At 72.1% G+C, this 24481-nt stretch carries 28 protein-coding genes; 11 read left to right on the top strand and 17 right to left on the bottom strand.

What is annotated here, in order from left to right; genetic code table 11:
* Nucleotides 1–176: 176 nt before the first annotated feature.
* Nucleotides 177–1052 carry an NAD(P)-dependent oxidoreductase gene (locus tag I5Q34_RS04870; protein WP_199890893.1) on the bottom strand — a complete coding sequence of 292 codons (876 nt, stop codon included), beginning with the start codon at nucleotides 1050–1052 and terminating at the stop codon, nucleotides 177–179.
* A gap of 161 nt (nucleotides 1053–1213) precedes the next feature.
* Between I5Q34_RS04870 and I5Q34_RS04875 the strand changes: the two genes are divergently transcribed.
* Entirely contained in the window at nucleotides 1214–2266 is a 1053-nt protein-coding gene (locus tag I5Q34_RS04875) for a helix-turn-helix domain-containing protein (RefSeq protein ID WP_199890894.1), read from the top strand.
* A gap of 57 nt (nucleotides 2267–2323) precedes the next feature.
* Nucleotides 2324–4783 (top strand): endopeptidase La, encoded by a 2460-nt coding sequence (lon, locus tag I5Q34_RS04880; RefSeq protein ID WP_199890895.1) that lies wholly within the window; start codon nucleotides 2324–2326, stop codon nucleotides 4781–4783.
* Between the two features lie 89 nt (nucleotides 4784–4872).
* Here the strand turns inward: lon and I5Q34_RS04885 are convergent, their stop codons facing one another.
* Both I5Q34_RS04885 and I5Q34_RS04890 read right to left on the bottom strand, forming a co-directional pair.
* Nucleotides 4873–5232 (bottom strand): hypothetical protein, encoded by a 360-nt coding sequence (locus tag I5Q34_RS04885; protein WP_199890896.1) that lies wholly within the window; start codon nucleotides 5230–5232, stop codon nucleotides 4873–4875.
* Nucleotides 5233–5342: 110 nt separating this feature from the next.
* Nucleotides 5343–5513, bottom strand: coding sequence for a hypothetical protein (locus I5Q34_RS04890; RefSeq protein ID WP_199890897.1), 171 nt, complete (start codon nucleotides 5511–5513; stop codon nucleotides 5343–5345).
* Between the two features lie 466 nt (nucleotides 5514–5979).
* On the opposite strand from I5Q34_RS04890, the gene I5Q34_RS04895 reads away from it, so the two are divergent.
* Complete coding sequence (locus I5Q34_RS04895; RefSeq protein ID WP_234428473.1) at nucleotides 5980–6210, top strand: GntR family transcriptional regulator; 231 nt, start codon at nucleotides 5980–5982, stop codon at nucleotides 6208–6210.
* A 3-nt stretch (nucleotides 6211–6213) separates the two neighbouring features.
* Here the strand turns inward: I5Q34_RS04895 and I5Q34_RS04900 are convergent, their stop codons facing one another.
* A complete protein-coding gene (locus I5Q34_RS04900; protein ID WP_199890899.1) occupies nucleotides 6214–6408 on the bottom strand; it encodes a hypothetical protein in 195 nt (64 codons plus the stop codon).
* 138 nt (nucleotides 6409–6546) lie between these two features.
* Between I5Q34_RS04900 and I5Q34_RS04905 the strand changes: the two genes are divergently transcribed.
* Both I5Q34_RS04905 and I5Q34_RS34375 read left to right on the top strand, forming a co-directional pair.
* Complete coding sequence (locus tag I5Q34_RS04905) at nucleotides 6547–7251, top strand: MerR family transcriptional regulator (RefSeq protein ID WP_277965654.1); 705 nt, start codon at nucleotides 6547–6549, stop codon at nucleotides 7249–7251.
* A 453-nt stretch (nucleotides 7252–7704) separates the two neighbouring features.
* The gene (locus I5Q34_RS34375; RefSeq protein WP_234428442.1) at nucleotides 7705–8301 is read left to right on the top strand and encodes a hypothetical protein; all 597 of its coding nucleotides are present in this window, start codon (nucleotides 7705–7707) and stop codon (nucleotides 8299–8301) included.
* Nucleotides 8302–8330: 29 nt separating this feature from the next.
* On the opposite strand, the gene I5Q34_RS04915 is transcribed toward I5Q34_RS34375, so the two are convergent.
* Together I5Q34_RS04915 and I5Q34_RS04920 are read right to left on the bottom strand one after the other, a co-directional pair.
* Nucleotides 8331–8963 (bottom strand): NAD(P)-dependent oxidoreductase, encoded by a 633-nt coding sequence (locus I5Q34_RS04915; protein ID WP_199890902.1) that lies wholly within the window; start codon nucleotides 8961–8963, stop codon nucleotides 8331–8333.
* Nucleotides 8964–9112: 149 nt separating this feature from the next.
* A complete protein-coding gene (locus I5Q34_RS04920; RefSeq protein ID WP_199890903.1) occupies nucleotides 9113–9934 on the bottom strand; it encodes a trans-aconitate 2-methyltransferase in 822 nt (273 codons plus the stop codon).
* Nucleotides 9935–9975: 41 nt separating this feature from the next.
* On the opposite strand from I5Q34_RS04920, the gene I5Q34_RS04925 reads away from it, so the two are divergent.
* Nucleotides 9976–10359: a hypothetical protein gene (locus I5Q34_RS04925; RefSeq protein ID WP_199890904.1), complete on the top strand. Its 384-nt coding sequence runs from the start codon at nucleotides 9976–9978 to the stop codon at nucleotides 10357–10359.
* Between the two features lie 90 nt (nucleotides 10360–10449).
* Here the strand turns inward: I5Q34_RS04925 and I5Q34_RS04930 are convergent, their stop codons facing one another.
* Complete coding sequence (locus tag I5Q34_RS04930; RefSeq protein ID WP_199890905.1) at nucleotides 10450–10854, bottom strand: MerR family transcriptional regulator; 405 nt, start codon at nucleotides 10852–10854, stop codon at nucleotides 10450–10452.
* A 60-nt stretch (nucleotides 10855–10914) separates the two neighbouring features.
* On the opposite strand from I5Q34_RS04930, the gene I5Q34_RS04935 reads away from it, so the two are divergent.
* Nucleotides 10915–11799 carry an NAD(P)-dependent oxidoreductase gene (locus tag I5Q34_RS04935; RefSeq protein WP_199890906.1) on the top strand — a complete coding sequence of 295 codons (885 nt, stop codon included), beginning with the start codon at nucleotides 10915–10917 and terminating at the stop codon, nucleotides 11797–11799.
* A 141-nt stretch (nucleotides 11800–11940) separates the two neighbouring features.
* On the top strand, nucleotides 11941–12375 hold the full coding sequence (locus I5Q34_RS04940) for a lamin tail domain-containing protein (protein ID WP_199890907.1): 435 nt from the start codon (nucleotides 11941–11943) through the stop codon (nucleotides 12373–12375).
* A 64-nt stretch (nucleotides 12376–12439) separates the two neighbouring features.
* Here the strand turns inward: I5Q34_RS04940 and I5Q34_RS04945 are convergent, their stop codons facing one another.
* The 6 genes from I5Q34_RS04945 to I5Q34_RS04970 form a co-directional block, all read right to left on the bottom strand.
* Nucleotides 12440–12853, bottom strand: coding sequence for a hypothetical protein (locus I5Q34_RS04945; protein ID WP_199890908.1), 414 nt, complete (start codon nucleotides 12851–12853; stop codon nucleotides 12440–12442).
* Nucleotides 12854–13017: 164 nt separating this feature from the next.
* Nucleotides 13018–14226, bottom strand: coding sequence for an ABC transporter ATP-binding protein/permease (locus I5Q34_RS04950; RefSeq protein WP_199890909.1), 1209 nt, complete (start codon nucleotides 14224–14226; stop codon nucleotides 13018–13020).
* Between the two features lie 46 nt (nucleotides 14227–14272).
* Nucleotides 14273–15115, bottom strand: coding sequence for a DUF4097 family beta strand repeat-containing protein (locus I5Q34_RS04955; protein WP_199890910.1), 843 nt, complete (start codon nucleotides 15113–15115; stop codon nucleotides 14273–14275).
* Between the two features lie 82 nt (nucleotides 15116–15197).
* On the bottom strand, nucleotides 15198–15701 hold the full coding sequence (locus tag I5Q34_RS04960; protein ID WP_199890911.1) for a hypothetical protein: 504 nt from the start codon (nucleotides 15699–15701) through the stop codon (nucleotides 15198–15200).
* Nucleotides 15702–16301: 600 nt separating this feature from the next.
* Nucleotides 16302–16514: a hypothetical protein gene (locus I5Q34_RS04965; RefSeq protein WP_199890912.1), complete on the bottom strand. Its 213-nt coding sequence runs from the start codon at nucleotides 16512–16514 to the stop codon at nucleotides 16302–16304.
* Nucleotides 16511–16909, bottom strand: a complete 399-nt coding sequence (locus tag I5Q34_RS04970) for a hypothetical protein (protein WP_199891350.1) — start codon at nucleotides 16907–16909, stop codon at nucleotides 16511–16513. The genes I5Q34_RS04965 and I5Q34_RS04970 overlap by 4 nt, the downstream gene beginning before the upstream one ends.
* A gap of 155 nt (nucleotides 16910–17064) precedes the next feature.
* Between I5Q34_RS04970 and I5Q34_RS04975 the strand changes: the two genes are divergently transcribed.
* Nucleotides 17065–17295 carry a GntR family transcriptional regulator gene (locus I5Q34_RS04975; RefSeq protein WP_199890913.1) on the top strand — a complete coding sequence of 77 codons (231 nt, stop codon included), beginning with the start codon at nucleotides 17065–17067 and terminating at the stop codon, nucleotides 17293–17295.
* Between the two features lie 38 nt (nucleotides 17296–17333).
* Here I5Q34_RS04975 and I5Q34_RS04980 read toward each other — a convergent pair whose 3' ends face one another.
* On the bottom strand, nucleotides 17334–17696 hold the full coding sequence (locus tag I5Q34_RS04980; protein ID WP_199890914.1) for a GntR family transcriptional regulator: 363 nt from the start codon (nucleotides 17694–17696) through the stop codon (nucleotides 17334–17336).
* 2 nt (nucleotides 17697–17698) lie between these two features.
* On the bottom strand, nucleotides 17699–18661 hold the full coding sequence (locus tag I5Q34_RS04985) for a hypothetical protein (RefSeq protein ID WP_199890915.1): 963 nt from the start codon (nucleotides 18659–18661) through the stop codon (nucleotides 17699–17701).
* A gap of 288 nt (nucleotides 18662–18949) precedes the next feature.
* Here I5Q34_RS04985 and I5Q34_RS04990 point away from each other — a divergent pair, with 288 nt between their 5' ends.
* Nucleotides 18950–21706, top strand: a complete 2757-nt coding sequence (locus I5Q34_RS04990) for a M4 family metallopeptidase (RefSeq protein WP_199890916.1) — start codon at nucleotides 18950–18952, stop codon at nucleotides 21704–21706.
* Nucleotides 21707–21771: 65 nt separating this feature from the next.
* Here the strand turns inward: I5Q34_RS04990 and I5Q34_RS04995 are convergent, their stop codons facing one another.
* On the bottom strand, nucleotides 21772–22593 hold the full coding sequence (locus I5Q34_RS04995; RefSeq protein ID WP_199890917.1) for a lysozyme: 822 nt from the start codon (nucleotides 22591–22593) through the stop codon (nucleotides 21772–21774).
* A 147-nt stretch (nucleotides 22594–22740) separates the two neighbouring features.
* Between I5Q34_RS04995 and I5Q34_RS05000 the strand changes: the two genes are divergently transcribed.
* The gene (locus tag I5Q34_RS05000; RefSeq protein WP_199890918.1) at nucleotides 22741–23208 is read left to right on the top strand and encodes a MarR family winged helix-turn-helix transcriptional regulator; all 468 of its coding nucleotides are present in this window, start codon (nucleotides 22741–22743) and stop codon (nucleotides 23206–23208) included.
* Between the two features lie 283 nt (nucleotides 23209–23491).
* Here the strand turns inward: I5Q34_RS05000 and I5Q34_RS05005 are convergent, their stop codons facing one another.
* A complete protein-coding gene (locus tag I5Q34_RS05005; protein WP_199890919.1) occupies nucleotides 23492–24268 on the bottom strand; it encodes a hypothetical protein in 777 nt (258 codons plus the stop codon).
* Nucleotides 24269–24481 lie beyond the last annotated feature (213 nt).

The raw sequence follows: 24481 nt of genomic DNA on the forward strand, positions 1-24481 counted from the left end.
CGCCAGGTGGTCGAGCGTCGCGTGGCCCGACCACTCCAGCCGCCCGGCGGGCCGCGACCAGTCGCCGCCCGCGTCCTCCAGGACCGCGGTGCAGCGCCGGGCCGCGTCGAGGGCCAGCGCGGCCCAGTCGATGGCGGTCTCCGGGTGGGCTGCGGTCTCCGGGTGGGTGGCAGTGATCACTTCCGGCCGTCCTCGCGGACGAGCTCCACCAGGCGGGCCCAGCTGTCCCGGCCATGACCGGCCTCGATGCCGCGCCGGGTCAGGTCCTGGAAGATCTCCGGCAGACCGGACGCGATGCCGCGGGCCTCGCTCGCGTGGACGAGGTGCTCGATCGCCGCGGCGTGGACGTCCAGGGTGGCGTCGTCGCCGGGGTACTTCCCGGCGTCCACCTGCGGGGCGTAGGTGTTCATGAAGACCTCGACCGCCTTCATCCAGCGGTTCGCGACCCGGGTGAACGCGGTCGCCCGCTCGCCGCCGTCCGCCCCGACCAGCGCCGCGCCGTGCAGCCAGCCGGTCAGCGCCGACCACATCAGGCCGAGCAGCGCCGTGTCGTACAGCGAGGCCAGGCCGGTGTCCTCGCCCAGGTGCACCGGGTCGCCGAGCGCGGCGAGGACCGGGCGGCGGGCGTCGAAGACGGACCGGGGGCCGCTGTACAGCAGCATGAAGTCGGGGTTGCCGATGCCGGGCGGGGTGGTCATGATCCCGCCGTCGAGGTACTCGGCGCCGTGCCCGGCCGCCCAGGCGGCTATCCCGCGGGCCTCCTCCGGGGTGCCCGAGGTCAGGTTGACCAGCGTGCGCCCGGCGAGGCCGCCGGCCACGGGGTCCAGGACCTGGTGGACGGTCTCGTACGTCGCCAGGCAGACCACGACCAGCTCGCTCGCGGCCACCGCCCCGGCCGGCGCCGCCGCCTCCGCCGCGCCCCGCGCGACCAGGGCGCCGGCCTTGCCGGGGGTGCGGTTCCAGACCGTGGTGCGGTGGCCGGCCGACAGGAACGCACCGGCCAGCGCCGTGCCCATCGAGCCGAGACCGAGGACCGTCACGTTCGCGCTCATGAATGACTCTCCGTGTGGTTCAAGGAAGTTGACCAGGAAGTTGGACCAGGAAGGTGACCAGGAAGTTGATCAAGTGGTCACCACCTTCGCAGCGCCCTCGGCGGCCCGACAGTGGCAGGACTGACCCGCTGCGCAAAATTCCTGCCAGTACCCTCGTGATCATGAGTGCTGGTTCCGTGGCCGTGGCAGTGATCGACGACGACGTCCCCTTCTGGGACCTGTACGAGCTGGGGGTGGTCTGCACCGTCTTCGGCATCCCGCATCCGGATCTCGCCGACCCCTGGTACGACCTGCGGCTCTGCGCCGCGAGCCCGTCCCCCGGCGCGCCGCCGCCCGCCGCCGCCGGCTTCACGATGCGCACCCCGTACGGCCTGGAGGGCCTGGAGGGCGCGGACACCGTGATCATTCCGTCGGTCCCGGAGGCGTGCGTCGACGGGGAGCGCGAACTGCCCGACGAGCTCCTGCGCGCGCTGCGGCGCGCCGCGGACCGGGGAGCGCGCATGGTCTCGCTGTGCGCCGGGGCCTTCGCCCTCGCCGCGGCCGGCGTCCTCGACGGCCGCCGGGCCACCGCCCACTGGATGCACACCGAGGCCCTCGCCCGCCGCCACCCCGAGGTCGAGGTGGACGACTCGGTGCTCTACGTGGACGACGGCAACGTCCTGACCAGCGCCGGCGTCACGGCAGGCCTCGACCTCTGCCTCCACCTGGTCCGCCGGGACCTGGGCGCGCACGTCGCCAACCAGCTCGCCCGCCGGCTGGTCGTGCCCGCGCACCGGCCCGGCGGGCAGGCCCAGTTCGTCGAGGTCTCCGTCCCGGAGAGCGGGGACGACGGGCTGGCGCCCGTGCTCCAGTGGGCCACCGAGCGCCTGGACGAGCCGCTGACCGTGGACGACCTGGCGGCCCGCGCCGGGATGAGCCCGCGCACCTTCTACCGCCGCCTGCACGCGGCGACCGGCTCGACCCCGCTGCAGTGGCTGCTCGCCCAGCGGCTGTCCCGGGCCCAGTCGCTGCTGGAGGCGACCGCCCTGCCGGTGGAGCGGGTCGGGGAGCTGAGCGGGCTGGGCACGGCCGCCAACCTGCGCCGCCACTTCACCCTGCACTTCGGCGTCACTCCGACGGATTACCGCCGGGCCTTCCCCGGCCGGGCCGTCGCGGGGCCTGATCGCTCACAGCGAACACGGCGCGGGGAACATCCCCGCCCCCGCGGACATTGACTCGGTACGGCCCGGCTTGAGCCGAGGCTGCTCAACTTGCCTGCCGAAGGGGAGATCATGGCTGCTGAGTCCACGGCGTTCACACCGCTCACCCTGCCCGTGCTGCCGCTCGACGACGAGGTCGTCCTGCCGGGCATGGTGGTGCCCCTGGATCTGACCGACGCCGAGGTCCGCGCCGCCGTGGAGGCCGCCCAGGCCGCCGCGCGGGACGGGGCCAAGCCGAAGGTCCTGCTCGTGCCACGGCTCGACGGCACCTACGCGGGCACCGGCACGCTGGGCAGCGTCGAGCAGGTGGGCCGCCTCTCCGACGGCGACCCCGGCGCGCTCATCCGCGGCCTGCGCCGCGTCCGCATCGGCGCCGGGACGACCGGTCCCGGCGCGGCGCTCTGGGTCGAGGGCACGGCGATCGAGGAGATCACCCCGGACCCGCTCCCCGGCGCGGTCACCGAGCTGATGAAGGAGTACAAGGCCCTGGCCACCAGCTGGCTCCGCAAGCGCGGCGCCTGGCAGGTGGTGGACCGGATCCAGCAGATCGACGACGTCTCCCAGCTCGCCGACAACGCCGGCTACTCGCCGTTCCTCACCGTCCAGCAGCGCGTCGAGCTGCTGGAGACCGCCGACCCGGTGGCCCGCCTCCGGCTCGCCGCCCAGCAGCTCGGCGAGCACCTCGCCGAGCAGGACGTCGCCGAGGCCATCGCCAAGGACGTCCAGGAGGGCGTCGACAAGCAGCAGCGCGAGTTCCTGCTCCGCCGCCAGCTGGAGGCCGTCCGCAAGGAGCTGGCCGAGCTCAACGGCGACCCGGAGAGCGAATCCGACGACTACCGCGCCCGGGTGGAGGCCGCCGACCTCCCCGGGAAGGTCCGCGAAGCGGCCCTCAAGGAGGTCGACAAGCTGGAGCGCGCCTCCGACCAGAGCCCCGAGGGCGGCTGGATCCGCACCTGGCTCGACACGGTCCTGGAGATGCCGTGGACGCGGCGCAGCGAGGACGCCTACGACATCCCGGGCGCGCGGGCCGTGCTCGACGCCGACCACGCGGGCCTGGACGACGTCAAGGAGCGGATCACCGAATACCTGGCGGTGCGCAAGCGGCGCGCCGGCCGGGGGCTGGGCGTGGAATGGGGGTCCCCCCTGCTCGAGCGAAGCCGAGAGCTTGGGGGAGGGCGGCGCGGGGATGGCGCGGTGCTCGCGCTCGTCGGCCCGCCCGGCGTGGGCAAGACCTCGCTGGGCGAGTCGGTGGCCCGCGCGATGGGCCGCGAGTTCGTCCGGGTCGCCCTCGGGGGCGTCCGCGACGAGGCGGAGATCCGCGGCCACCGGCGCACGTACGTGGGCGCGCTGCCCGGCCGGATCGTCCGCGCGATCAAGGAGGCGGGCTCCATGAACCCCGTCGTCCTGCTCGACGAGATCGACAAGGTCGGCTCCGACTTCCGCGGCGACCCGGCGGCGGCCCTGCTGGAGGTCCTCGACCCCGCGCAGAACCACACCTTCCGCGACCACTACCTCGAAGTCGAACTCGACCTGTCCGACGTCGTCTTCCTCGCCACGGCCAACGTCCTGGAGTCCATCCCCGAGGCCCTGCTCGACCGCATGGAGCTGGTCCGCCTCGACGGCTACACCGAGGACGAGAAGGTCGCCATCGCCCGCGACCACCTGCTGCCCAGGCAGCTGGAGCGGGCGGGCCTGGCGGCGGACGAGGTCGTGGTCACGGACGAGGCCCTGCGCGGCCTCGCCGGCGAGTACACCCGCGAGGCGGGCGTCCGCACTCTGGAGCGCGCCCTCGCCCGGCTGCTGCGCAAGGTCGCCGCCCAGCACGAACTGGGCGCGCGGGACCTCCCGTTCACGGTGGACGCGGAGCAGCTCCGCCCCCTGATCGGCCGCCCGCACCACACCCCCGAGTCCGCCCAGGACCCGGCCGAGCGCCGCACGTCCGTCCCCGGCGTCGCGACGGGCCTCGCGGTCACCGGCGCCGGCGGCGACGTCCTCTTCGTCGAGGCGTCCCTGGCCGACCCGGAGACCGGCGCGGCGGGCCTGACCCTCACCGGTCAGCTCGGCGACGTAATGAAGGAGTCCGGCCGGATCGCGCTCTCCTTCCTCCGCTCCCACGGCGCCGAACTGGAGCTCCCCGTCGGCGACTTCAAGGAGCGCGGCGTCCACCTGCACGTCCCCGCGGGCGCGGTCCCCAAGGACGGCCCCAGCGCCGGCGTCACGATGACGACGGCCCTGGCGTCCCTGCTGTCGGGCCGCCGGGTCCGCCCGGACGTCGCGATGACGGGCGAGGTGTCGTTGACGGGCCGTGTGCTCCCCATCGGCGGCGTGAAGCAGAAGCTCCTGGCCGCCCACCGCGCGGGCATCACGACCGTGATCATCCCCAAGCGCAACGAGCCGGACCTGGACGACGTCCCGGCGGAGATCCTGGAGAAGCTGTCCGTCCACCCGGTGTCGGACGTCCGCCAGGTCCTGGAGCTGGCACTGGAGCCGGCGGGGGTGGGGGTGGAGGCGGAGGTCGCGGTGGCGGCGTGACGCCTGTGGCTCTGCGGGCCCGGTCGTCGCCGCCCCGGGCGGCGCCCGGGCCACGGGGCTGATCGGGGTCGTATCCCCAGCCCCATGAGTCAGCCATCGGCCACCGCCGCCCGGGCCTCCTCGCGCACCGCCAGGCAATCGTCCATGGCCTCACGCCACTTGGGGTCATCGCGATCCAGCGTGTTGGCGGCGTCCAGAGCGGTCCGGTAGCGGGCGGCCAAGTGGGGCAGACGCTCGATCTCGATCTCCGTCGCCCACTTGACCTGGAAGAGATGGATCGGTCGGAATGAGTTGTGCCGGGTGGCCGAGGTGAAGGCCAGGTCGCGATCCGCCTGGAACTCGGCCAGCCGGGAAGGGGCGACGCGGGCCAGGGCGGTCCGCAGGGCCGGAAAGGTTTTCTCCGGCCTGGGGATCAGCTCGGGAGGGTGCTCGTGGTGCTGCGCGCTCATTGCTGCTCCGTCCGTGCGGCGTACTCCGGGTACTCCGGCCCGTGTGCGTTCACGGTACCGGGCGGTGAGCCCTCCGCACGGCCCCGGCGGGGTGCCGGGGCCGGCGGTTGTCAGGACGCCTCGACGGCGCGCCAGGTGCGGTGGATGACCTCGCGGTAGTCGATGTGTTCCGGGTTTCCGGCGACGTGGCGCAGGGTCCAGTCGTGCATGGGCTCGAAGTCCGCGTCGGGCGGTGAGGCGGCGTCACAGGTCGTGCAGCGCATCGAGAAGATGACGGGCATAGCTGGGCCGAGCTCCGGCTGGATCACCCAGCCGGTGAGGTTCTAGTGGCTCATGCGGCGCCCCCGCTGGGGGAGTTGGCGGCCGTCAGGGGCAGGTCGTGGACGGCGCCGGGGCAGGTGCAGCGTGGACGGGGGCCGAGTGGGAGGACGTTGATGCCGTGGGGGGGTGAAGACCACGGTGGTGGTGGGAGTTGTGTGTGCGATGAGGTTGGGGAGTGGTGCGGTCGGGACAGTCGCGGGGGCGTGCCTGAAGAGGGCTCTCTTCCAGGCGAGTAGGCGGGAGATAGGATGGCGCATGTCATCAGCTCCTGTGGTAGCTGGTGGCCGTGCCCCCGGACCGGTTGGACGGTCGCGGGGGTCTTCCGTGGCGTCACGCTAGGGCAGCCTGGATACACCTGTCTATGCCTGTTAATTCTTAGAGGGGGATGTGTTCGACTGTGTGCGAATACATACACTCTTCTGTGTGATGGACTTCGATCCCACGCGCCCGAAATGGACACAGATCGCCGATGTGGTCCGTGAGCGCATCGCGAGCGGCCAGTACCCGACGCACTTCATGATCTCGGAGGTGCAACTCCAGCAGGAGTTCGGTGTCGCACGCCTGACAGTCCGCAAGGTCACGCGAACTCTTCGCGAAGAAGGGCTGATCGTCACCACGCCCGGCATGGGCTCCTTCGTCGCCAAGCAGGAGAAGTAGGGCTCACGCCCCGGGCGCGGCGACGTGCCAGCGCCCCACCTCCTCGTACGACGAGTCGTGGATCGCCGAGCCGTCACCCGGCTCCAGCGCGTAGTGGCGCAGGTTTCCCGCCCAGTAGCGCAGGATCCGGCCCAGTTCGCCCACCGCGTCGTCCGCCAATGTGCCGTCCGTCAGGTCGACTTCGAGAACGAACTTCACGTTCGTCGCCTCCTCGGTTCGGAGTGGTTCCCGGTGTCAATGGTTTCATTGAAGTGCTGATGGGGACTTCGATGAGCATTCCCACTGGTCGATGCCGGGGCATGTCCGGAAAGTCTCAACCGGGGGTGACGGGTGCGGGTGCGGGTCGGCGAGCTGGCGCGTTCGGCCGGGATTTCCGTCCAGCAAGTGCGCAACTACGTGGAGACGGGCCTGCTCCCGCCCGTCGAGCGGACCCCCGCCGGGTACCGGGTCTTCACCCGGGCCCACGCCGACGCCCTCGTCACCGCCCGCGCGCTGGCCGCCGGCCACGGCTGGCCGGTCGCCCGTACGGTCATGCGCGCCGTCCACGCCGGGGAGCTGGAGGCGGCGCTGGCCGCGATCGACGCCGGGCACGCGGAACTCACCCGGGAGCGGGCCCAGTTGGCAGCGGCGCGCGAAGCGCTCGCCGGGCGGCCCGCCGCCGTCCCGGACGGGCCCCGACGCCCCCTCCGCATCGGCGAGGCCGCCCGCACCGTCGGCGTACGGCCGCCCGTCCTCCGCCTCTGGGAGGCCCGCGGCCTGCTGCGGCCGGAGCGTGAGCCGGCCACCGGTTACCGGATCTACGGGCGCGAGGAACTGCGGACCGCGCACATCGTGGCGCTGCTGCGCCGCGGTCACCAGCCGCTCGCGGCCATCGCGCCCGTACTGGACGCGCTCCGCGCCACGGGAAGCCCGGACAACGTCCTGGGCGAACTCGCCGCCCGCGAACGGGAACTCCACGAGCGCAGCCTGCGGCGGCTCCAGTCCTCCACCGCCCTGTACACCTACCTGACCGCGGCCGGCGCGACTCTCCCGTCGCGATAGCGGGCACTTGGGTTCGTCGCAGTGGCCGCACAGAGGCCCCGCCAAACCAATTCGCCCGCAAACCGTTTTTCCACAGGGGTGGCGGGCACCGTCGCCCCCTCGTCACACTCAGTGTTCATGAGGGGGAGTGAGGGGGATGCGGCGCTGGCCGCGTTGTCGCGGGGGCAGGGTGGGGTGGTGCTGCTGGCCCAGGCGGCGTCGCTGGGGTGGACGCGGGCCAAGCTGCGCGCGCGGCTGAGGACTCGGGGGTGGACACGGATTCATACCGGGGCCTATGCCCGCCCCGGCCTGAGGGTGGGGGTCCGGGAGCGTGTCCGGGCTCATCAGCTGGCCGCGCCCGAGCTCGTGGCCGGCTATTGGGCGGCGGCGCGGCTGCATGACGTCGAAGTCCGCTTGGACAGGGTGGACTTGATCGGCCCCAGGGCGTCGCACTTGAGGGCCAAGGGGAGTGTGATGCATCGGATGGATCTGGGCGTGGGGGAGATCGTGGCGGTGGAGGGGATTCGGGTGACCACTGTTGTGCGGACCATGGCGGACTTGTTGCGGGCCGGGCCGCGGGACGATGCCTTGGTGGCGGTCGAGTCGGCAGTGAACTGGCGCCCGAGCCAGGAGGCGGCGCGGTGCAGGCGGCGTCCCCTGACCACGCTGGACAAGGTTCGTGAGGCGCTGGCGAGTGGGGTGGGAATGTGGGGGACGAAGAGAGCTGTCGAGTGGCTGGGGCTGGCCGACCCCGGGGCCGGGTCGCCCGTGGAGACCCTCGCGCGGTTGTGGATGCGCGATGCCGGGTTGGTCCCGGAGACGCAGGTGCGGTTCGTCACGCCAAGTGGGCGGACCGTCTATGTCGACTTCTTCTTCCGGGGCCGTGGGCTGGTCGTGGAGATCGAGGGCTATGCCTGGCACGGGAGCAGGGCACAGCATCAGCGGGACACGGTCCGCTACAACGACTTGGCGGATTGCCCGGAGGTCCGGAAGATCCTGCGGTTCACGGCGGCCGATGTGCTGCACCGGCCGGCCGTGATGGTCCGCAGGGTTCAGGCGGCTCTGGGATGACGGGGGCTCGCGGCGCTCGTCCACAGTGCCTAGGCCCGGGCGGTCACGCCCACGTGCGTCCGGTGATGCCGCGGCGCGTCGATCTCGTCGAGGAGCGCGATCGCGAAGTCGGCGTACGACACGCGGGCGTCGGCGTCGCCGGGGGCGTGGCCGTAGCCGCCGGTCCGGGAGCCCTGGTGGTCGAAGTCGCCGGAGGGGCTGAGGAGGACCCAGTCGGGGCCGTCCGTCGACGCGTGCAGGACCGCCGCGCCGGCGTGGTGGCCGTCCAGGAAGGGGCGGTACTCCTGGGGGTAGCCGGGGGTGTTCATGAGGAGCGTGCCGGAGGCGTCCGGGAGGTACGACGCGAGGCCGACGGCCACGAGGCGGCCGACGCCCGCACGCGTCAGCCCGTCGAGGAGGGCCCGTGCGGCGGCGGGGAAGAAGACGCCGGGGTCGGTGGTCAGGTCCGCGGCGGCGTGGATCGCCGCGTCGTGGCCGGCGGCGAGGGCCGCGACGGCGTCGGCGTCCGTGACATCGCCCGGGAGGGTGTTGTGCGCGGCCAACTCCCCGTACTTCGACGGGTCCCGCATCACCGCCGTCACCTCGTGCCCCCGCCGCCGGGCCTCCGCCACGGCCGCCCGCCCGGCCCTGCCACCCGCTCCGAACACCACGATTCTGGACATGATCCGTGAACACCTCGCATCCGTCGGCGCCGGGGGCCGTCCCCGGGCCGGTGATCACGGACGTTAGCCGGAGGGGTGGTTACCTCCCGGATACCGTCCTGGAGTCCGGGCCGTCCTGGAGTCCGGGCCGTCCGGGCCGTTCGGGCCGTTCACGTCGTCCGGGCCGTTCGCGCCAGGAACAGGCCCGTCCGCGTGTCCAGCCGCAGGCTTCCGCCGTGCGCGTCCACGGCCAGCGCGACGTCGGCGAGGAGGGCGTCGCGCGTGACCGCGGGCAGGCAGCGGTAGAAGGAGAGCGAGGAGAGGAGGTCCAGGAACCCGGACGTGGAGCGGCGGTGCGCCGAGGGGTACTGGCGGTGCGTGACGTCCGTGAAACCGCCGTCGGCGAGCAGCTCCCGGGGCACCCAGGAGTCGGGGACCATGACGGAACCGCGCGGCACCTTCTCCAGGACGGAGTGCGAGGGGAGTTCGGGGAGGTGACGGTGGTGGGCGGCGGTGAGGGCGTGGCGGAGCATGTCGTCCGCGACGTACCAGTCGTTCCAGAACAGGGCGAGCGTTCCGCCGGGGCGCAGGTGCTTCTTCGCCAGGGTCCAGCGCGCCTCCGGGTCGATCCAGTGCCATGCCTGGGCGGAGAGGATCAGGTCGAAGGGGCGGGGCCGGTCGTCGGACGCGCTCCAGGTCTCGAAGTCGCCCTGCCGGATGGTGACGTGGGGGTGGCGGGTGCAGTTGCGGGTCAGGACGGCCGCCATGCGGGGGTCCGGTTCCAGGCAGGTCAGCGATATGCCGGGGCGGGCGGCGAAGGCGAGGGTTGCCTTGCCGGTGCCGGCGCCGACCTCGAGGGCGTCGATGCGGTCGCTTCCCGCGAAGTGGAGCACCTCGTCGACGAGTTGGTCCGGATAGCCGGGGCGGGCGGCGTCGTACTGCTCGGCGGCCTCGCCGAAGACGACGCGCCGGTCGTGGACGGGTTCGGTCATGGTGACAGGGTAGGAGCGGATGGGGTCGGGAGGGCCGGGCAATGGTCGATGACGAGGCGTTCGCGCCGGTGGCCCGCGATCTGCGGGCGTGCGGCCTGTCGGTGCGGTTCAAGGATGTCGTGTCCGGCGGGTTGGAGCTGGTGGTGGGAGGTGTGCGTACTGGTTGCCAACTGGGGGACGTGCAGGGCGATATGGCCATGGCGGCGCGGGTCGAGGAGCTCGCCTTCCACACGCAGAACGCCGTACTGGAGAACTTCCAGCGGCTCCCCGCCGGCCTGCCGTGGCCCGCGTGCAGGGCCGGGCATCCGCACCCCATGGACCTGGTGCGGGGGGACGACGAGGAGGACTGGCCGCACTGGGGGTGCCCGGTGGACGCGTCGTACCGGTGGCCCGTGGGCGGGCATCCCGGGCGCGGAGGACGGTGACGCAGGCCGTCGGGTGGCGCAGGCCGCCGGGCGGCGCAACGCTCCCCGGAACAGCAACGTTTATCCGAAACAGCAACGCTCCCCGAAGCGTCAGGGCGCCGGAGCCGCCACCCTCGGATACGCCCGCGCCCCGTCCGCCTCCTCCAGGTCCGAGCGGTCGATCAGCTCCTCCAGCAGCTCCAGCGCCGAGGCGAGTTCGCCGATGGTCGAGCGGATCCGGTCCCGTTCCTGGAGCACCTCCTCCGCCAGCGGTGAGCAGGCCGGGAGCAGCAGCCCGTCGTCCTCGACCGTGCACGGCAGCACCTCGGCGATCGTGGCCGTGCCCAGGCCGGCGGCGAGGAGGGTGCGGACGTCGCGGACGGTCCGGACGTCGCGCTCGCTGTACTCGCGGTAGCCGCTGGGGCGGCGCTCCGGCCTGAGCAGGCCCTGCTCCTCGTAGTAGCGCAGGGCGCGCGGGGTGACGCCCGAGCGGCGCGACAGCTCTCCGATGCGCAAAGTGACTCCCGTCACGGCGAGTTGACTCTCACGTCAACGTGAAGGTTTAGCGTCGCCAGCATGACGAACTCCCTGGACAACAGCAATCCACTTTCCCCTGTCACCGTGCTCGGACTGGGCCCCATGGGGCAGGCCCTGGCCGGTGCGCTGCTCGCCGCCGGGCACCCCGTCACCGTGTGGAACCGGTCGGCCGGGAGGGCCGGCGGCCTGGTCGCGCGGGGCGCCGTACTCGCCGGGTCGGCCCAGGAGGCCGTCGCGGCAAGCCCGTTGGCGATCGTGTGCGTGATCGACTACGACGCGGTGGACGCGATCGTCCGCCCCGTGGCGGCGGCCCTGCGCGGGCGGACGCTGGTGAACCTCACCGCCGACTCCCCGGACCGCGCCCGGGAGACCGCCGAGTGGGCCGCCGCTCACGGCATCGGCTACCTCGACGGCTCGATCCTGACGCCCTCGGTGTCGATCGGGACGGACGCCACGGTCGTCATCTACAGCGGTCCCGAGGAGACGTTCGCCGCGCACCGGGCCGTGCTGGCGGCCTTCGGCGGGCGGACCGACCACCTCGGCACCGACCCCGGCCGGGCCGCCGCCTTCGACGTCGCCGTGCTCGACTTCTGCTGGACGGCCGTCAGCGGCTACCTCCACGCGCTGGCCCTGGCCAGGACCGAGAACATCCGCGCCGCGGAACTCGTCCCCTATGCCCTGGGAATCGGCGACCTGTTGACGAACTTGGTGCCCGTGTTCGCGGAGCAGGTGGACGCGGGCGAGTACCCGGGCGACCAGTCCAACGTCATCTCGCTCGCGGCGGGCATGTCGCACGTCGTCCAGGCCGCCGAGGCCCGGGGCCTCGACACGAGCCTGATCGGCGCGGCCCTCGGCATGGCCCGGCGGGTCATCGACGCGGGGCAGGGCCGGGACGGGATTCCCCGGCTGGTCGACTCGGTGTGACACCGCGGTTACGGGGGTGAGGGGTCCGTCACATGGTTGGCGGATCCGGTACGGGACGTCCGCTCCTGCGGCAGAGTGATCACGCCCGGCGCCCGGCCGGGTCACGCGTGGCGCGTCCCGCGCCGGAGAGCAGAGGTTCCCTTGTCCCGAGTCATAGCCCGCCTGGCCACCGCCGCCGCCTGCGGAGTCGTGCTGGCGTCCGCCGCGGCGCCCGCTTCCGCGGCCGCGAAGAACCCCGTGGTGTTCGGCAAGATCCAGTACGACAGCCCGGGCCGTGACGACCGTTCCGGCAAGAGCCTCAACGCGGAGTGGGTGACGATCACCAACACCGGCAAGAAGGCGGTGGACCTGAGCCGTTGGACGCTCACGGACGCCTCGCGCCACACGTACCGCTTCGGCAAGCTCCGCCTCGCGCCGCACGCGTCGGTGCGTGTGCACACGGGCAAGGGGAAGGACACGGTCAAGGACGTGTACCAGAACCTGCGGGCGTACGTCTGGGACAACACCAAGGACAAGGCGACGTTGAAGGACGCGGGCGGGCGCACGGTCGCGACCGCTTCGTGGGGTCGTCGCTGACGACCGGACGCGGGTGCGCGGATCGCGGCCGCTCCGGGAGCGGGGCAGCCGCGACCGCGGATACTCAGCGGGTTTCCTTCGCCCGCTTGCAGTCCCGGGTGTCCTGGTCCCCCTCGCAGAGGTAGAGGTCGATGTACGACATCAGCTGACGCCTGGGAGCGCGGTAGCCGACGGGGGATGTACCGGGCCCGCACTGGGTGGCCACTGTGGTCGTCTTGCTCAGGAAATCATGGGTTTCCGAGATCTTCATCGACACACATCCCGGGCTGGCGTTCACCAGCTCGCCCTTGGCCACGAGCCATGTGACGCCGCTCGCCGACTTCTCCGTCCATCGGGTTCCCGAGGCAGTCGCATCGCCTTGCTGCGCGGACCAATTGATCACGTTCTCCGCCGCGGCGGCCGTCCCTGCGGAGGCCAGGACGAGCGGGGCCGCGGCGGCGAAGGTGACGGCGGCGAGAGTCATGAGTTGCTTGCGCACGGGAGTTCCCTCTGAGAAGTGAAGTAAGGCATGCCTAACCTTACTTCTTCTCTCTTGTGGGTCAAGGAAGTTGACGATCGGTCTCCTCCGCGTAAGTGGACTGGATGCGTCCGCTCCGATCCCGGCGGGCGGCCGGGACGAGCTGCGGGAGGTCACTTCGGCGGCTATCGCGGATCGCGGTTGAACTGTGCCTTCGACCAGTAGTAGCCGAGTGCGGTGAGGGCCAGGCACCAGGCGACGGCCAGCCATCCGTTGTGGCCGATCTCGGTGCCGAGGAGCAGGCCGCGGAGGGTTTCGATGGCGGGTGTGAACGGCTGGTACTCGGCGATCGGCCGGAACCAGCCCGGCATCGCGTCGACGGGGACGAAGGCGCTGGAGATGAGTGGGAGGACGATGAGCGGCAGTGCGTTGTTGCTGGCCGCCTCGGCGTTCGGGCTGGCCATGCCCATCCCGACCGCGATCCAGGTGAGGGCGAGGGAGACCAGCACCATCAGCCCGAAGGCGGCCAGCCACTCCAGGGCCGTGGCGTCCGTGGACCGGAAGCCGATGGCCATGGCGACGGCCCCGACGAGGAGCACGCTGACGACCGACTGCAGCACGCTGCCGATGACGTGCCCGATGATCACGGAGCCGCGATGGATCGCCATCGTGCGGAAACGGGCGATGACCCCCTCGGCCATGTCGGTGGAGACGGACACCGCGGCCCCGACCACGGTGCCGCCGATGGTCATCATCAGGATGCCCGGCACGAGATAGGCGATGTACTCGGAGCGGTCCGCACCGCCGCCGCCGATGCCGGCGCTCATCACGTCGCCGAAGACGTAGACGAAGAGCAGCAGCAGGACAACTGGCGTGAGCAGCAGGTTCAGGGTGAGGGACGGGTAGCGCCGTGCGTGCAGGAGGTGGGTCATGGCGATGTCGAGGCGGCGCTTCATGCCGCCGGAGTAGGTGGAGGCGGGTTTCTTCGCGGCCTCCGTGAGGTCGAAGCGCTCCAGGAGTTCGGCGGCGACCCGGCGCCCCTTGCGCTTGGGCAGGTGGTGCAGGTCTGCCATGAGGAGCATGTTCTCCTCGCCGGTGATCAGGCCGTCGACGGCGGAGAACTGCCCGGTGACACCGATCGCGGCCCGCACGCTGTCCGGGGAGGCGGCGATGTCGTGCCCAGCGACCTGGGCCTGCCCGCCGTCGGCGGTGATGAGCGTGGAGAGGATCTTGACGGCGGTGGTCTTCCCGGCGCCGTTGGGCCCGAGCAGTGCGAACACCGACCCGGTCGGGATGCGCAGATCGATGCCGTCGAGGACGGTCTTGTCGCCGTACGACTTGCGCAGGCCGACGGCGGAGACGGCGGTGGTCGTGAGCATGACAGGCGAAGGCATGGAGCCCTCCCGATTCGAAGGCTGAAGTGGCAAGGGTGGGAGGTGCTCAGGCCTTGGCGCGGCGGATGTCGATGTTGCCGTGCCGGGTGCGGGCGCGGACCTTGACGGTGTCCTCGGTCTGCTCCGGGGCCTCGGACGCGGTGAGGGTGTTGCGCACGTGGCCGGAGCCCGAGTGGACGTCGAGCCAGGCGGCCGTGCCCTCGCGGACGCCGACCTCGATGGCGCCGTAGTTCGTCTCCAACTGGACAGTTCCTCTGGCCACTTCGCCCACGCGCAAGGTGCCGTGGGCGGCCTTGGCGGTGACCGAGCTCTCGGCGCGCCGGATTTCGATGTCGCCGGTGGCGCCGCTCACCCGCAGCTCGCCGGTCGCGGCGTCGACGGTCGTGGTGCCGTGGGAGTTCTTCAGGACGGCGGGGCCGTCGACGAGGCCGACGCGCAGGCTGCCGGAGCTGGTGGTGATCTCGGCGGCGCCGTCGACCCGGTCCACGGTGATCGAGCCGTGGGAGGCGGTCAGTTGCAGTGGGCCGGTGGTGTCGAGGCGTACATCGCCGGACGAGGTCTTCACGTGGACTTCGCCGAGCCGGCCCGCGCCGAGCACCTGGGTCCAGGCGCCGGTCATGTCGATGCGGGAGCCGGTGGGCAGTTCGACGGTCACGTCGACGATGCCGGTGCGGCCGAACGGACTGGCCTTGGGCGTCCTGACCGTCAGCACGCCGCTCGCGTAGGTGACTTCGGTCTGGTCGGCCGTCCGCACGTCCCGGTCCTTCTTCGGGTCGCGGGGCTGCACCTCGACGACGGTGTCGAGGCGGTCGCCGGCGACGAACTGGATGGAACCGGCCTCCACGTACGCCGTGGCCGAGATCGCTTCGGGGGTGTCGAAAGAAGGCATGGCTGTCCCGTCCTCATGGGTCTTCGGTTCGTCCCTGCTGGTGGGACGTGGTGGGGGTGAAGTGGCGTGTGCGGGCGCGCGGTCAGCGCGCCCAGCCCGTGAAGCTCTGTCCGACGGTGCGGGTCTTCTCCGCCGTGCGCGGCCGGGTGCCGGTGTCGACCGCGGCCGACACGGCGCGCACCAGCCAGGCGTTGACCGACAGGCCCTCGCGGCTCGCGGCCTCCTCGGCGCGGGCCTTGAGGTGGGCCGGCATGCGCAGGTTGACGCGGGCGGTGCCGCCCTCGTCGCTGTCGGCCGGGGCCGGGGCTCTGAGCGGTTCGGCGGGAACGGTCGGCTCCATGGGGGCGCCACCGTCGGTGGGCGGTGGCGTCACCACGAAGTCGGGGTCGAGCCCGCGCAGCCGTACGTCGACCGAGCCGGGGGCGAGCTCGCGGGTGATCTCGTCCATCGCGGCGGAGAGCACGTTGAGCATGGTCAGCCGGGTCGCCGACTCCAGAGGGGCGATGAGCCGCTCGGCCAGCTCGCCGGCTTCGGCAGCGACCGCGAGTTCGCGGCGGAGGGTGTCGACATACGGGGTGAGGTCCATGACGCCATCATGGCGCCACAGTGGTGCCATCCGCAAGCCCGGGTGGCGCCTCGTGCGGGGTGGGGTGCCGCGACGGGCCGCTTACCTGTGGAAATGCAAAAAGGGTGGTACGAGTCATGGTGATGCCACGCGTGCTCATGCGCTTTTGGGGGCGAGGGGTGGTGCTGAGTGGCACCATGTGGCGCCATATGGCATCGAGCGGCGTCACTTGGTGTCGTGGTGATGCCATGCGGTGCCGTCAAAGAAGACGGCCTGCCACCCCGTCCCCGTACGCTCCCGCACCCGGAAGTGCCCGATCGGCGTCAGCAGCGAGAACAAGCCCGCTGCCGGGCGTCGGCGACGAGGGGTAGCGTTGCAGGCACGAACTACGGCGTGTCGCGCGGAAGTTCTACCCCTGCTCGACATCCTCCACGTTTGAACCCACACCACCGGTATCCCCGCATCCCTGCGGGCCCCGCAGGGGCAGGCGGGCGGACGGGCCTGCGCCCACCCCTTCACGTAGCCGGCCATCTTTGGGTCCGGAGGGCCCGAGACGAAACCGGCGGCCGACCGGGCGCAATGCCGCCCCGCGCACCCCATGCCCGTCATGGGGCGGCTGGGTCACTCGGTGGCGACGGCCCGCCATCTGCGGTGGATGATCTCGCGGAAGCCCGTGTGGTCCGGGTTCCGGGCGACGTGGCGGAGCGACCAGGTGTGCATCGGCTCGAAGTCCTCGTCGGGGTCGGACGCGGTGCACCGCATCGAGAAGGTGACGGCCCGCTCGGCGTCGTAGGCCGGCCGGAGCGTCCACTCCTGGGGTGCCGTGAGGTTCACGCGCCCCACCTGCTCGCGGAGTTCGCGATCTGGACCTTGGCGCTGAGCCGTTCGGCGTCGGTGGCCGGGCGTACGACGTTGCGCTCGGCGTCCCACTCCAGCCCGCCACGGGGCGGACGGAGCTGGAGGCGGGGGCCGTCGTCGGCCATGACCTGGCCGAGCCTGCCCGTGCGGGTGCCGATGACGAAGTCCCCGGGGGAGGGCGGGCAGATGCAGCGGGGAGCGCTGCGGGGGACGAGGTTGATGCCGTGGGCGGAGATCCAGACGTGCACCTCCTCGTTGCCGGGCGGGGGTTCGGCGATGGGCTGCGCGGGAGCGGTGGGCGGCGGGGTGTGTTTTTCGAGTCCGGACCGCACTCGTTGGAGCCACCTGGACAGAAAGCTAGACTCACGCATGTCGCGCTCCTTTGGGTAAGCGTGGCCATGCCCCGGGACCGGTCGCAGCGGTCGCCGGGGTTTCTGCGTGGCACGGAACCTAGCGTATGCGTGTTATGCCATGTCAACGATGGCATGTCTCGACTAGAACGGGATGATGTGCGTAGCGTGTTCATGTGATCGAATTCGCTCCCGATATCCCACGCTGGCGCCAGGTGGCTGACGTGATTCGTCAGCGCATCAAGGACGGGACGTATCCGCCCCGTTCGCGCGTTCCGTCGGTGGTCCAGTTGCAGGAGGAGTTCGGAATTGCCGGGCTGACGAGTCAGAAGGTGCTCCGCGCCCTGCGTACCGAGGGCCTCATCTATACGGAGCCCGGGCTCGGCTCGTTCGTTTCGAAGGGTTAGCAGGCGAACGCCTGTTGGGGCGGCGGGCGGCGGATGTTTTACCGTCCGTTCGTCAACGACGCCCGCACCAGCGCCAGTACGTCCTCGTCCGCCATCCCCAGCGCCCGCGCCTCCGCCACCAGGTCGCGCACGTGCGCCAGCAGGCGCGTACGCCCCGGCGTGGCGGCCTGCGTCACCACCGCGCCCCGGCCCCGGCGCAGCTCGATCAGGCCCTCGTCGCGCAGCTGTTGATAGCCGCGGAGCACCGTGTGCATGTTGATGCCGAGGGACTCGGCGAGCCGCCCGGCGGCGGGCAGGCGCTCGCCGGGGCGCACCGTGCCGTCGCCGATGGCGCCCCGGACGCAGGCGGCGACCTGGTCGCCCAGCGGGAGCGGGGAGTTGGGGTCCACGCGGAAGAGCACCGTCAGCCCCCGGCCCGCCGCGCGGCCAGCGTGTTGAGCAGGGCCGCGCCCGTCGCCGCGTCGTCCACGGTGACGACGAACTCGCCGCCGCTGGTGAGCCGTACGGAGAGCGCCTCGCCGGAGCGCAGTACCAGCCCGCTCGCCCCGGCGGCGGCGCGGTAGCCCCAGCCGCCGAACTCCCGTACGGCGTCCACGTCCCGGCGGGACGCGTCCACCACCCGCTCCAGCGGGATGGTCAGCCGGGGACGCGGGACGACGGAGGAGGCGACGGTGACGCCCCGCCGGTCCACCGTGACCCGGGCCCTGGTCAGGGCGGTCAGGGGCACCCCGAGCACGAGCAGGACGATCGCGGGGAGCGGGCCGTCGAGGAGTCCGAGCACCACGGCCAGGACGAGGGTGCCCGCGCCCACCAGGGGCAGCACGCGGGAGCCGACGTCGTGGGTCCAGGCCGCGGATTCCCCTTCGGAGAGGGGCAGTTGCTCGACCGGCCCGGCGGGCCCGGCGGGTCCGCGCCGGCCGGTGCCCGGCGCGCCCTTGCCGCACAGCAGCCAGCCGGCCCCGCCGGTGAGCGCCGCGACGCCGAGGGCCACCGCCAGCTGCCACCCCGGGAAGCGGACGGCGTGGACGTCGGCGGCGTCCGCGTTGGCGAAGAGCACCGCGGTGAGTGCATGGCCGAGGAGCCCGGCCGTCGCGCAGCCCGCGGCGGCCAGCCCGCGCTGTTGCGTCGGCGTCTGGCGTCCCAGTGTCGTCAGGACGCAGAACAGGGCGGCGCAGCCGGCCAGTACGCCGAAGGCGATGGGCAGGAAGGTGCCGCGGCCGGAGAAGTCGTCCGCCCCGCTGCCGGTGAAGTGCGTGGCCATGGGGTCGGGGATCCGGTCCCCGAGATGGAGGCGGGCCGCCAGGACGGCGGCAGCGGCCAGCACGTAGGCGAAGAGAACGACGAGTACGCGGCGCGTGCCGGACATGACCCCCACCTTCTGTTGATTGTTTGCATAGTAGTAGAAGAATTTCCGGGCGTCAGTACCCCGCCCGGCCCCGCCCCACACCGTCCGGCCGAAAGTCACCTGCGGCGTGAACACGCCGTTGAGCGGCGGCCGTTGCTACCGCTTGCATTGCCCTGCCCAAAGGTGGGCCGGCCGTCGGCCGGTCATGGGGCAGGACGTGGAGGGGATACCTTGCGCAAGCCCAGTGCACGTTCCGGAAAATCCGCGAGAGCCACGGCTCGAAACGGGATCACGGGTGCGGCGGCGCTGATGGGCGCCGCCGCACTCGTCGTGTCGGCCGTTCCCGCGCAGGCGGCGGACCCGGCCCCCGGCAGCGGGCCCGGCCAGGTGATACCGGGGCTGAAGACCGCGACTCCCGCGATGGTCACGGGAATCCGGGAGCCGGCCAAGGCTGACGGCAGCGCGGCCGACGCCGCGCGCGGGCACCTCGCGGCCAAGGAGGACCGGTACCGCATCGCCGACCCGGGGCGCGACCTCAAGCCCCTGCGGACGGTGAACTCCGGGACCACCGAGACCGTGCGGCTCCAGCAGAAGCACAAGGGCGTCGAGGTCCTCGGCGGCCAGTACGTCGTGCGCATGGAGCACAAGAACGGCAAGCGCGTGGTCACCGGCACCTCCGGCAAGTACTTCACCGGGCTGACCACCGGTACCGCGCCCGAGGTCGACGAGGAACTCGCCGTCGACCGCGCCGTCGAGGCCACCGCCACGGCCCTCGGCGCCCGCAGGGCCGGCGTCCGGGCCCCGGACGAGGACGCCGCGTACCCGCTCACCGGCACCGCGCGCGGGCTGGTCGTCCTGCCCAAGGGCCAGGGCGTCCTCACCCAGCACGTCACCGTGCGCGGCTCGGACCCCGCCACGAAGCGGCCGGTGCTGCACGAGGTGTACATCGACGCGCGGTCCGGCCACCCCGTGCTCCAGTACAGCGGCATCAAGACGTTCGGCGGGCCGAAGACGTCGAAGACACCGGACACGTCGAATACGCGGAAGTCCGCCAAGGCCGCCGACGAGCCCGCCGAGCAGCCGACCGTCAACGGCTCCGGCGCCCGGCTGAACGGCAAGAACGTCGATCTCCAGCTGTCCTTCGACGAGCAGCGCAAGGAATACCTCATGCGCGACCGCTCGCGCATGCGTGACAGCAGCAAGAAGGACATCGCCACCTACGACGGCCGGAAGCTGTCCGTCGGTGACGTGTCCGGCACCTGGCCGGACGGCATCAAGGAGTTCGGCTCGCAGACCCCCGCCTTCGGCAAGGAGGCGACCGAGGCCGGCGCGGTGGACGCGCACTGGGCCGCGGGCAAGGTCTACGACTACTACCGCACCGCGCACGGCCGGAACAGCCTCAACGGCCGCGGCGGCCAGATCGACTCCATCGTGGGCGTGAGCTTCTACGGGCTGCCGTACGTCAACGCCTTCTGGGACGGCACCAAGATGGTGTACGGCAACGGTGACCAGGAATACCGCCCGATGTCGTCCGGCCTGGACGTGGTGGGGCACGAGATGACCCACGGCGTCGTCGAGAACTCGGCCAACCTCGTCTACGCGGGCCAGTCCGGCGCCATGAACGAGGCGATAGCCGACTACTTCGGCAACGCGATCAAGACCGACACCCTCGGCATCCCCATGGACAGCCCCGACTCCGGGCTGCTCGGTGACACGCTCTGCCGCACCAAGTCCCCGCGCGAGTGCGCGTTCCGCGACCTCAACGACGGGAGGACCACCTCCAAGTCCTTCCTCGGCGTCGCCTTCGGGACCGACAACGGCGGCGTCCACCTCAACTCCACGATCTTCTCCGGGGCGTTGTGGGACATCCGCAAGGATGTCGGCCGCACGCTCGCCGACAAGGTGGTCTACAAGGCGCTGACCGAGTACATCACGCCGCTGGACGGCTTCACCGAGGGACGCGACGCGGTCCTCGCCGCGGCCAGGGACCTCAAGCTGGACGCCGGGCAACTGCGCGCGGTCGAGCGGTCCTTCAACGCCCATGGCGTCGTCCCCGGCTGGGAGCTCGCCCTCGGCGTGGACTCCGACCAGCTCCTCGGCAAGGTGAACACCGACCAGACCGCCGTCGGCGCGGGCGGCGGCTGGTGGGCCGCGTCCAAGTCCAACGACGACGGCACCGAGGCGTACTCGGTGTGGGCCGGCCGCGTCGACGGCTCCGGTTCGCAGAAGCTGATCAGCCCCAACGACGGCCGCTACCACATCAACCCGGTCACCGACGGAAAGACCGTGGTGTGGGTGGCGTACAAGGCCCGGAACGTGGAGGTCCTCGCCCGGTCGCTGGCCGGCGGGCCGATCAGGAAGCTCTACTCCAACCGGTACGGGTACGCCTCGCTCGCCGTCGAGGGCAAGACCGTCGTCTTCCAGGCGAACGGGCGGCGCGGCAGCTCGCGGGTGCACTACGTCAAGCTCGGTGAGACGGACGCGGTCCGCATCGACCCGGGCCCGGGCCGCTACGCCTCGACGAACCACCCGTCGCTGAGCAACGGCCGCATCGCGTTCGTCAACGAGTACCGCGAGAACGGCAAGGCGAAGCAGACCGTCGAGCTCCTCGACGCCGCCACCGGCAGGCGGAGCGTGGTCCAGGACGTGAACCCGGACCAGCTCCTCGGGCAGACCGCCGTCACCTCCCAGCACGTCTACTGGCTGGCGGCACAGGACGCGGGAGCCGCGGAGACCGCGGTGCGGCGCGTGAACCTGGACGGCACGGGCGCCATCGACGTCAGCCCCGCCAAGGGCAAGGACGCGCTGAGCGGCATCTCGCTGTCGGCCTCGGAGAACGCGGTGACCGTGACGGCGCAGACGGCGGACACCGAGTACCGCAACGAGACCCTGGCCAAGCTCTGGCAGTTCACGCCGGACGGCAAGCACCGGGCGCGGGTCTCCTGCAACCGCGGTGAGCAGCTGTGGGGCGCGGCCGAGAGCGGCACGCGGGTGGTGTGGCTCGACGCCACCACCGGCTACACCGACCTGGTCACGCGGCACCGGCCGGCGGGCAACTGCGGCTGATATGCACTGAGTCGAGACCGTGCCCCCGGCGCCGACGAGCCGGGGGCACGGTCTCGTGCCGGCGGTCAGCCGTCGGCCAGCGCCTGGAGGCGGGTCATCGAGCCGTTGAAACGGTCGTGGTCACCGACGGTCGGGCCGGTGTCGGTGTACTGCCAGAAGGTGTGGAAGCCCCAGCCGCTGGGGAGCTCGCCGGGCGAGGATCCGTACCGCGGGATCCACAGCGGGTTGACCGAGCCGAACGAGCCGTTGTCGCCGGTGCACTGCCGCCACCAGGTGGTGGAGGTGTAGATGACCGCGTCGCGGCCGGTGCGCGCCCGGTAGGTCTTGAAGAAGTCCTTCATCCAGGAGACGAGGGCGCTCGCGCTCATCCCGTAGCAGGTGCCGCCGTACGGGTTGTACTCCATGTCGAGCACGCCCGGCAGGGTCTTCCCGTCGCCGGACCAGCCGCCGCCGTGGTCGACGAAGTAGTTCGCCTGCGCGGCGCCGGAGGAGTGGTCGGGCAGCGCGAAGTGGTAGGCGCCGCGGATCATTCCGGCGCCGTAGGAGCCGTTGTACTGCTGGGTGAAGTAGGGGTTGGTGTAGCCGGTGCCCTCGGTGGCCTTGGTGTAGGCGAAGCGGACGCCGGTGTCCCATAAGGCACCCCAGGGAACGTTGCCGTTGTGGCTGCTGACGTCCACGCCCTCGACGGACGCGGTCACCGGCGGCGGGGTGTCGCGGACGCGGCCGCCCTCGTGGGCGCGGATGGTCGAGCCCAGCCAGTCGCGCTCGGGGTGGGCCGGGCGGGGCGGGACGAAGCCGGACGCCGCCGCCCGGGCGGTGCCGGGCAGGGCGAGGAGCAGGGCGAGGAGGGTGAGCAGGGTCGTCGTGGCGGATCGGGGTCTGGTCATGCCGCCTCCGGTTCCCGTGGGGGTGGGTGTGTTCATGTCATACCCGTCCTGGAGGCGGACGAAAGGGGCGGGCGGTGCCGCAGCCGGTCCGGACCTGCGGAATACTGGCGGGGCTTTTCGACCCCTGCAGAGCCGGAGAGGGCCACCGTGCACCAGACCGACACGCCGTCGCCCGCGGAGGGCGAGGACCAGCCGTTCCTCGCCCTGGAGCGCGAGCTGTCCGTGTTCCTGCGCCGCGCGCGGGCCACCTCCGGTGAGATGGCGCGCGAGGTCCACCCCGAGCTGGAGCCCGCGGCGTACGGACTCCTCGTCCGCCTCGCCGACGCGGGGCGGCAGCGGGCGACGGACCTCGCGGGGTACTTCGGCGTCGGCAAGGCGACGATGAGCCGCCAGCTGCGGGCGCTGGACGAGCTCGGGCTCGTGACCCGTTCCCCGGATCCGGCGGACGGACGGGCATCCCTCATCGACCTCACGGAGGAGGGCCGGGCCCGCTTCGCACGGGTGCGGGAGGCGCGGCGCGGGGAGTACGTACGCCGGCTGGAGGGCTGGGACCGGGGGGAGATCGGCGAGCTGGCGCGGTTGTTGCACCAGTTGAACGTGAGTCTCGGGGGGTAGAGAGCCCCCGCCCCGCCCTTTCACCGTTTCTTGCGCTCCGCGCGGGTGCAACGCGGCTGCGCCGCGTTCGTCCTCAAACGCCGGACGGACTGAATTCGGCGCGCCGATCCAGCCCGTCCGGCGTTTGAGGACAACCGCGCGGAGCGCGATTTCAGGGGTCCAGGGGGCGAAGCCCCCGGTCAACGCGGCAAAGCCGCGTTGCGGGCCCGGGGGCTTGCCCCGGAAGAAACGGTGAAAGGGCGGGGCGGGGAGAAGCAACCACGGCCGCGGAACGCGGCCGAGGTCACAACTCCACGTACACCGCCGACGCATCGTCATGCACCTTCCCCCGCCGAAACGCCTCGCCCCGCACATCCGCCCGCTCCGCCGCCCGCACCCGGTCGATCAGGGCCCGGGGCCCGGACTTCGCCAGCAGGGCCAGGCACTCCGCCCAGTCGCCCGCGCGGAACACCTCCACCCACCGCGAAGCGCCATCGCTCAGCGCGGCCAGGGAGCGCACCCCGGAGCGCGGCACCGCTCCGGCGACCGCCCGCGACACCACCGCCGGATCGGCCGCCGCCGTGAAGAAGCCGCCCTCCGCGTTGCGTTGGGCATCCGTGACAGGGCCGCCGCCCGCCGCGAGCCGGGCGATGCGGTCGTCCAGGACGGCGGTGACGGCACCGTCCGCACCCTCCACCAGGAGCACGGAGTCGGACAGCACCAGATACTCCACCCGCTCCTCGTCCCAGCGCGCCAGCACCACCGTGGCCTGAGGCGTGCGCCGGTGCGCGAGGTCGCACTCGTCCCCATGGGCGGCCGCCGTGCGGACGATCGCCGACGCGAGGCACTCCCGCAGGCTCATCTCCCGCCGGGCGGCGCACAGTTCCACCAGTGCGCCGCCCAAACGCGCCGTGAACCAGGGAACACCGTGCACGCACCCGTCGTCGCCGTCCGGCGGCGGAGTCACCCCGTCCAGCAGGACCAGCGCGCCGCCCCGCCCGGAGGCGGGCAGGACGGCGGAGACGAAGTCCTCGTCGGGCCGGGACGGGTCACCCGGCCGACCGGCCAGTTCGATGCGCATGGGGCCAGTGTGCACGAGCCGTCGCACGGGCCGTGATTTCCGCGGCGGTTGGCGCGCATCCTTCCGGCGCGCCGGGCGGTTTATCAGGTGGCGGTTGCCGGGGGAGGGCGCGGGGCGCGGACGCGAAACGCGGACGACACCGACGAACACGGCAACTTCCGGGACGGAAGCCCACTCCTTCGAGTGGGCGGGCCGGTGACGGCCGCATGCCCT

This window comes from Streptomyces sp. AV19 (assembly GCF_015999245.1).
Taxonomy (GTDB): Bacteria; Actinomycetota; Actinomycetes; order Streptomycetales; family Streptomycetaceae; genus Streptomyces.

What these genes read in the sequence shown, in the direction of transcription:
- I5Q34_RS04870 (WP_199890893.1), bottom strand. Translation starts at nt 1,052, where the DNA reads ATGAGCGCGAACGTGACGGTCCTCGGTCTCGGCTCGATGGGCACGGCG.
- I5Q34_RS04875 (WP_199890894.1), top strand. Translation starts at nt 1,214, where the DNA reads ATGAGTGCTGGTTCCGTGGCCGTGGCAGTGATCGACGACGACGTCCCC.
- lon (WP_199890895.1), top strand. Translation starts at nt 2,324, where the DNA reads ATGGCTGCTGAGTCCACGGCGTTCACACCGCTCACCCTGCCCGTGCTG.
- I5Q34_RS04885 (WP_199890896.1), bottom strand. Translation starts at nt 5,232, where the DNA reads ATGAGCGCGCAGCACCACGAGCACCCTCCCGAGCTGATCCCCAGGCCG.
- I5Q34_RS04890 (WP_199890897.1), bottom strand. Translation starts at nt 5,513, where the DNA reads ATGCCCGTCATCTTCTCGATGCGCTGCACGACCTGTGACGCCGCCTCA.
- I5Q34_RS04895 (WP_234428473.1), top strand. Translation starts at nt 5,980, where the DNA reads ATGGACTTCGATCCCACGCGCCCGAAATGGACACAGATCGCCGATGTG.
- I5Q34_RS34375 (WP_234428442.1), top strand. Translation starts at nt 7,705, where the DNA reads ATGCATCGGATGGATCTGGGCGTGGGGGAGATCGTGGCGGTGGAGGGG.
- I5Q34_RS04915 (WP_199890902.1), bottom strand. Translation starts at nt 8,963, where the DNA reads ATGTCCAGAATCGTGGTGTTCGGAGCGGGTGGCAGGGCCGGGCGGGCG.
- I5Q34_RS04920 (WP_199890903.1), bottom strand. Translation starts at nt 9,934, where the DNA reads ATGACCGAACCCGTCCACGACCGGCGCGTCGTCTTCGGCGAGGCCGCC.
- I5Q34_RS04925 (WP_199890904.1), top strand. Translation starts at nt 9,976, where the DNA reads ATGGTCGATGACGAGGCGTTCGCGCCGGTGGCCCGCGATCTGCGGGCG.
- I5Q34_RS04935 (WP_199890906.1), top strand. Translation starts at nt 10,915, where the DNA reads ATGACGAACTCCCTGGACAACAGCAATCCACTTTCCCCTGTCACCGTG.
- I5Q34_RS04950 (WP_199890909.1), bottom strand. Translation starts at nt 14,226, where the DNA reads ATGCCTTCGCCTGTCATGCTCACGACCACCGCCGTCTCCGCCGTCGGC.
- I5Q34_RS04955 (WP_199890910.1), bottom strand. Translation starts at nt 15,115, where the DNA reads ATGCCTTCTTTCGACACCCCCGAAGCGATCTCGGCCACGGCGTACGTG.
- I5Q34_RS04960 (WP_199890911.1), bottom strand. Translation starts at nt 15,701, where the DNA reads ATGGACCTCACCCCGTATGTCGACACCCTCCGCCGCGAACTCGCGGTC.
- I5Q34_RS04970 (WP_199891350.1), bottom strand. Translation starts at nt 16,909, where the DNA reads ATGCGTGAGTCTAGCTTTCTGTCCAGGTGGCTCCAACGAGTGCGGTCC.
- I5Q34_RS04985 (WP_199890915.1), bottom strand. Translation starts at nt 18,661, where the DNA reads ATGTCCGGCACGCGCCGCGTACTCGTCGTTCTCTTCGCCTACGTGCTG.
- I5Q34_RS04990 (WP_199890916.1), top strand. Translation starts at nt 18,950, where the DNA reads ATGGGCGCCGCCGCACTCGTCGTGTCGGCCGTTCCCGCGCAGGCGGCG.
- I5Q34_RS04995 (WP_199890917.1), bottom strand. Translation starts at nt 22,593, where the DNA reads ATGACCAGACCCCGATCCGCCACGACGACCCTGCTCACCCTCCTCGCC.
- I5Q34_RS05005 (WP_199890919.1), bottom strand. Translation starts at nt 24,268, where the DNA reads ATGCGCATCGAACTGGCCGGTCGGCCGGGTGACCCGTCCCGGCCCGAC.